A 5360-nucleotide genomic window follows, 5' to 3' on the forward strand; every position below is an offset into this window, starting at 1 on the left:
GATAGGGGAGATTCCTTATTTGAGGCAAGTTGTAGAACGTTAAAATTATTGTATGAACCTATATGTTAGCTGCTATATCATCATATATTCGATATCGTAGTATGTAACCTGATAAGCCAAATCGAATATATAAATCCCTATAATCTATTAGATTAGTCACAGGTTTACCTATTAAAGGAAATTCTATAAGTTCGATAACTGCTTTCTTTATTACTTCTGCCACTCTCTTTGCAGCATTAGGATTATTTTTATCAATGAATTTTCTTAGCCGTACCAAATCTGTAATTGCCGATTCCAACCATACTAATCTTTCCATTAAAGTCTTTCCTCTTCTTTATCGCTTCCCCATCTATCAAGCCACTCAGTTATTTTGTCATTTCCTAAAAATTTACCTTCTTGCATTTCTTGCCAACGCTTTATAGTCTCTTGTTTTAATTGTTCCTCATGTTCCTCTAATTTAAGATAATTAGTAATTGCCTCCTTCATCAGCCAGTGTGTTGAACGTTGCTTAATTTTACCAAGTACTTGCAACCTCTTCTTAATTTGCGGGGCAATTTTAACGCTTACTACAATATTCTCATCAGCTCTTTTCATACGAATTCTCCTTTATAGTATTAAGTATTTATAGGTAATACTATACATTACTTGTTTTGTGTTTGCAATCCATGTTATAGTCAATCGATGAGAGACAACGTTACCAACTTCTCATTATTTATAAAATTATTACTAATAAAGCTTAGTGCAGATTATAATTGTTGTATACTATACTCAAACGATTTGGAGAATTGGAACGTAAAACAAGGGGTGAGCGAGCGGAGCGTACATGAAGTACGTGAACACGCGAATACCCCGAAGTTTTACGGAGCCAATTCTTCAAAGCAGAAGAGTATACATAAATATAACAATTTGACCTAATAACAAAATGACTAATAAAAATACTTTATTAATAATTGATGGCTACGGATTTATCTTTAGAGCCTACCATGTTCAGCCACCATTAACTTCTCCGAGTGGCTTAGCTGTTGGAGCACTTTATGGTTTTACTTCAATGCTGTTAAAGCTATTGAATGATTTTAAGCCAGAACATGCTATTGTAGTTTTTGATTCTGGTGGTAAGAATTTTCGTCATCAAATTTATCAGCAATATAAAGCAAATAGACCCCCTATACCAGAGGATTTAAAGAGTCAATTACCACTTATTCGCCTTGCAGCAAATAGCCTAAATTTTCCAATGGTTGAGAAAGCTGGTTATGAAGCAGATGATATAATTGCCACTTTAGCCCATAAAGCTTCTGCATTACAACAAAATACTATCATTATTTCTTCTGATAAAGATTTAATGCAATTAATTAATTCGCATACTAAAATGTATGACCCAATAAAAGCAAAATATATTTCCGAAGATGACGTGATAGAGAAATTTGGTGTAGAACCAAGTAAAATCAGGGAAGTAATGGCGTTGATCGGCGATAAGTCCGATAATATACCAGGCGTGCCAAGCATTGGTCCTAAAACTGCAGCAACACTTATTAAACAATTTGGTTCATTAGCAGAGCTATTAAATTCACTCGATCAAATCACTAACGATCGCCAGAGAGCAATCATCAGCTCCTCAAAAGATTTAGCCTTAATTTCCTGGCAATTATTTAGTCTAGATTATAATGTTGATATCGATTTAGATTTTAGTTTATTGCAGTATACCCAACCTGATAGCAAACAAATATCTGATTTTCTGGTAGAATATGGTTTTAAATCTCTAAATAAAAGAGTGGAGAACTTATTCCAAATACAAATTACCAACGAATCTTTACCTACTAAGCAAATTATAATTCAAGAAGTTGCTTCGCAACAACAACTTGATGCTATGCTAACTAAGGCAGAAGAATATGGGATTGTCAATATTCATTTATCCGATTACCCTGGGCAAACTCCTTCTATAATTTTATCAATTGATGGTAAATGCTACAATATTAAGTTTATTGCTAAAATTTCTGGCAATATGTCTGATTTACTTGCTTACGATTTTCGTCAAAATTACCTGGAACAATGGTTTATGGCTGATATTCTTCAATTGCTAAAGAATAAATCTATTAAGAAAATCACCTATAAGCTTAAATCATTATTAAAATTCTTTATCGATAATGAAGTATATTCATGTGAAGATCTTGAACTAATGCAATATCTGATTTCTGCTGGCAAGCCTCAGAAGAATCCATTTGATGGAATACAGCAGGATAGTTTAGACAATTTAGCGAGAGTAGTTACCGGCTTTAGTGATAATTACCAAAAACTGTTGCTAGAACTAAAAGATAACCATGCCTTAACACTATATCGAGATATTGATTTACCTTTATGTTATATAATAGATAAAATGGAAAAAATTGGGGTTAAGGTCAATTCACCATATCTTAAACAATTATCGGATGAATTTGGCAGTGAAATTACTCAATTAGAACATAATATTTTTGCTATTACCGGGACAAAGTTTAACATCGCTTCACCAAAGCAACTGGGGGAAATTTTATTTGAAAAAATGCAATTACCCTTTGGCAAATTGTCATCAAAAGCAAAATCTTATTCTACTAGTGCAGAAATTCTTGAAAAAATTAGCGAAAGTGGCTTTGCTATTGCTGATTTATTGCTAAAATGGCGTCACTTTACTAAATTAAAAAATACCTATACGGATAGTTTACCTATGCAAGTAAATCCGATAACTCATAGGGTGCATACAACATTTTTACAAACTTCAACTAGTACTGGTAGGCTTAGTTCTCAAGAACCCAATTTACAAAATGTACCAATTCGCTCGAAAGAAGGTAATAAAATCAGAGCAGCTTTTATTGCAGAAGATAAGCATAAATTAATTTCAGCAGACTATTCACAGATTGAACTGCGAATATTAAGTAGCATGGCAGATATACCTTCTTTAAAACAAGCTTTTGTTAATGGTGAGGATATTCATAGTAAAACCGCTTGTAATATATTTAAAATTACTAAAGAGCAGTTAACTTCCGAACATCGGCATAAAGCAAAAGCTATAAATTTTGGCATTATCTATGGTATTAGTGCTTTTGGACTAGCAAAGCAGTTACATATTAGCTCTACACAAGCAGCTGAATATATAAAGAAATATTTTGAAGAATATCCAGAAATTCAAAAATATATGGAATATACAAAAAACTACGCCAGAGAGCATGGTTATGTCCTGAATCTCTTCGGACGAAAGTGCTTTATTCCCTTAATCTATGATAAAAAACATTCTTTACAGCAATTTGCCGAAAGAGCAGCAATCAACGCTCCAATCCAAGGGACTAGTGCCGACATAATCAAAATAGCGATGATTGATCTTGACCGTAAAATTCAACAACTAAAATTGAAAACCAAGCTAATCTTACAAATCCACGACGAATTACTTTTTGAATCGCCCATTGATGAAGTAGAACTAGCGACCCAACTAATTAAAACTACTATGGAAAATTCATCTAAATTAATGGTTCCGCTCATTGTCGAAACCAAGGTAGGAGATAATTGGATAAATATGCATACTATAGTCAATTAATTCTGTCTATTAGCGAGGAGGCATAAGCCTACGAAGCAATCCATATAGTCTTGATGTATCTATACTAATTCTCAGATTTAAGAGATGGGTTGACAAAGGCATATGGAAAGCTTTAATGGATCATGTTAAAGTAGATGTAGATAGGTTATTATACCACCAAAATCTAATCGTAAAGTACAACGTGAATATGATAAACATATTTATAAAGAACGCCATTTAATTGAATGTTTCTTTGGGAAAATCAAACATTTTAGGCGTATATTTTCTAGGTTTGATAAAGCCCCAGCCACCTTTTTAGCCTTTCTAAATTTTGTTGGAGCTTTAATATGGTTACGTTAAAAATTTTGTCAACAGAACCTAGCAATAAACCATATTGCTTCAATAAACTGTCTTATTTTCTCCTCATTCTTGTTGTGTATAGCTTTTTTTTCTTAAAAAATGATAAAATTGCTTCCCATGCTTGGTCTTCTATGTAATACTTCATATCGGTAGTTTCTTGGTTTCGATAACTAGAAACTACCATTTCTTCTTACTATTGCAACTTCTTTATTCTCCTCTGATAACTTAACATAAAATTTTGTCAACAGAACCTAGTAAAATAATTTCTTATTAATCCTTTCCAAACAAATCTTTTCCTTCACTACTTTTAATTTAAGCAGACATGTGAAGTAATATTTTAATATGAGAAACATCAATATTTTTTTTGGCATTCCAAATATCATACTGTTGTTGAAGATTAAGCCAGTATTCAGGGCTTGTGTTTGGAAATGCAGCAGATAAACGAATAGCCATAGAAGAACTGATACTAGATTTTTCGTTGATCAGAAATGATAAAGTTTTACGGGTAACTCCAAGCGATATAGATGCTTCAGTGACAGTTAAATTTAAAGGTTCTAAATACAACTCTTTTAATATACTACCTGGGTGTGGAGGATTGAACATATATACCTTGCTTTAATGATAATCTAAATAATCAACGTCATAGGCATCTCCATTACTAAAATGAAATATCAGACGCCAATTACCATTAATTTTAACTGACCAGAAGTCTTTCATATTGCCTTGCAGCTTATGCAGCCCGAGTCCTGGTAAATTCATGTTTTCTACCTTAGTTGCAGCATTTAAGTTAGCTAATAACAGTCTGAGTTTTTTTATATGATCACTTTGTATTTTTGTAGTATCACCATAATTAAAGAAATTGCTTAGACCTTTATGGCTGAAAGTTTTGATCATATCATAAATAATATTGCCTTATCATAATTGTAACATATAACGTTATAGTTACCAAGATAATTATCGTCTGTTTAATCTCTCACTCGATAATCAAGTTTTTTGCAGAGCTTATAAATAGTAGGTTGTTTGAAGGAAATTTGAATATATCCGAATCACGACATCTATCTTTAAACGCAAAATTTGTCATTCCCGCGTAGGCAGGTATCTAAAAATGCTCTGAGGTATTATAGATTCCCGCCTACGCGGGAATGATGGTATGGACGAGTGAAGCGAAATATGCTTTACTTGTACGGAGTCAGCTGAAAAATAGTTTTCAGCTGCTCCAAATTAAATAATAATTTAATTAATAGGTCCATACCATGATAAATAATAGCATAAAAAATACTATAATAGGAATAGATTTAGCAAAAAATAGTATGCACTTGGTGCAAGTCGATCAAAATGGCAAAAAAATAGGTTACCAAAAAGTTACAAGAGATGAGTTAATAGCCTATTTAAGCAATCTCGATAAAAGTTCATTGGTAGCTATGGAGGCATGTGGAGGAGCTAATTATTGGTCACAGGAAAT

At 32.6% G+C, this 5360-nt stretch carries 7 protein-coding genes and 2 pseudogenes; 4 read left to right on the forward strand and 5 right to left on the reverse strand.

The window, feature by feature from the left end; all coding sequences use genetic code 11:
* Nucleotides 1-58 precede the first annotated feature (58 nt).
* Both RiCNE_RS05580 and RiCNE_RS05585 read right to left on the reverse strand, forming a co-directional pair.
* The gene (locus tag RiCNE_RS05580) at nucleotides 59-316 is read right to left on the reverse strand and encodes a type II toxin-antitoxin system RelE/ParE family toxin (RefSeq protein ID WP_094649609.1); all 258 of its coding nucleotides are present in this window, start codon (nucleotides 314-316) and stop codon (nucleotides 59-61) included.
* A complete protein-coding gene (locus RiCNE_RS05585; RefSeq protein WP_094649610.1) occupies nucleotides 316-594 on the reverse strand; it encodes a CopG family ribbon-helix-helix protein in 279 nt (92 codons plus the stop codon). Before RiCNE_RS05585 ends, RiCNE_RS05580 begins: the two co-directional genes overlap by 1 nt.
* Nucleotides 595-681: 87 nt before the next feature.
* Here RiCNE_RS05585 and RiCNE_RS07335 point away from each other — a divergent pair, with 87 nt between their 5' ends.
* The 3 genes and pseudogenes from RiCNE_RS07335 to RiCNE_RS05595 form a co-directional block, all read left to right on the forward strand.
* Nucleotides 682-915 carry a hypothetical protein gene (locus RiCNE_RS07335; RefSeq protein WP_133062956.1) on the forward strand — a complete coding sequence of 78 codons (234 nt, stop codon included), beginning with the start codon at nucleotides 682-684 and terminating at the stop codon, nucleotides 913-915.
* Between the two features lie 7 nt (nucleotides 916-922).
* A complete protein-coding gene (polA, locus tag RiCNE_RS05590; protein WP_094649611.1) occupies nucleotides 923-3559 on the forward strand; it encodes a DNA polymerase I in 2637 nt (878 codons plus the stop codon).
* Between the two features lie 147 nt (nucleotides 3560-3706).
* Nucleotides 3707-3898 (forward strand): annotated as a pseudogene (locus tag RiCNE_RS05595) (IS5-like element ISSoc13 family transposase); the annotation flags it as partial.
* 52 nt (nucleotides 3899-3950) lie between these two features.
* Here RiCNE_RS05595 and RiCNE_RS08335 read toward each other — a convergent pair.
* The 3 genes from RiCNE_RS08335 to RiCNE_RS05605 form a co-directional block, all read right to left on the reverse strand.
* Nucleotides 3951-4082, reverse strand: coding sequence for a hypothetical protein (locus RiCNE_RS08335; protein WP_275656749.1), 132 nt, complete (start codon nucleotides 4080-4082; stop codon nucleotides 3951-3953).
* Nucleotides 4083-4210: 128 nt separating this feature from the next.
* Nucleotides 4211-4501 (reverse strand): HigA family addiction module antitoxin, encoded by a 291-nt coding sequence (locus RiCNE_RS05600; RefSeq protein ID WP_094649612.1) that lies wholly within the window; start codon nucleotides 4499-4501, stop codon nucleotides 4211-4213.
* 12 nt (nucleotides 4502-4513) lie between these two features.
* On the reverse strand, nucleotides 4514-4792 hold the full coding sequence (locus tag RiCNE_RS05605) for a type II toxin-antitoxin system RelE/ParE family toxin (protein WP_094649613.1): 279 nt from the start codon (nucleotides 4790-4792) through the stop codon (nucleotides 4514-4516).
* Nucleotides 4793-5151: 359 nt separating this feature from the next.
* Between RiCNE_RS05605 and RiCNE_RS05610 the strand changes: the two are divergent.
* Nucleotides 5152-5360: pseudogene (locus tag RiCNE_RS05610) on the forward strand (IS110 family transposase); the annotation flags it as partial.

Origin of the sequence: Rickettsia endosymbiont of Culicoides newsteadi (assembly GCF_002259525.1) — a bacterium.
In the GTDB taxonomy this organism is placed as follows: Bacteria; Pseudomonadota; Alphaproteobacteria; order Rickettsiales; family Rickettsiaceae; genus Tisiphia.

What these genes read in the sequence shown, in the direction of transcription:
- RiCNE_RS05585 (WP_094649610.1), bottom strand. Translation starts at nt 594, where the DNA reads ATGAAAAGAGCTGATGAGAATATTGTAGTAAGCGTTAAAATTGCCCCG.
- RiCNE_RS07335 (WP_133062956.1), top strand. Translation starts at nt 682, where the DNA reads ATGAGAGACAACGTTACCAACTTCTCATTATTTATAAAATTATTACTA.
- RiCNE_RS08335 (WP_275656749.1), bottom strand. Translation starts at nt 4,082, where the DNA reads ATGGTAGTTTCTAGTTATCGAAACCAAGAAACTACCGATATGAAGTAT.
- polA (WP_094649611.1), top strand. Translation starts at nt 923, where the DNA reads ATGACTAATAAAAATACTTTATTAATAATTGATGGCTACGGATTTATC.
- RiCNE_RS05600 (WP_094649612.1), bottom strand. Translation starts at nt 4,501, where the DNA reads ATGTTCAATCCTCCACACCCAGGTAGTATATTAAAAGAGTTGTATTTA.
- RiCNE_RS05580 (WP_094649609.1), bottom strand. Translation starts at nt 316, where the DNA reads ATGGAAAGATTAGTATGGTTGGAATCGGCAATTACAGATTTGGTACGG.
- RiCNE_RS05605 (WP_094649613.1), bottom strand. Translation starts at nt 4,792, where the DNA reads ATGATCAAAACTTTCAGCCATAAAGGTCTAAGCAATTTCTTTAATTAT.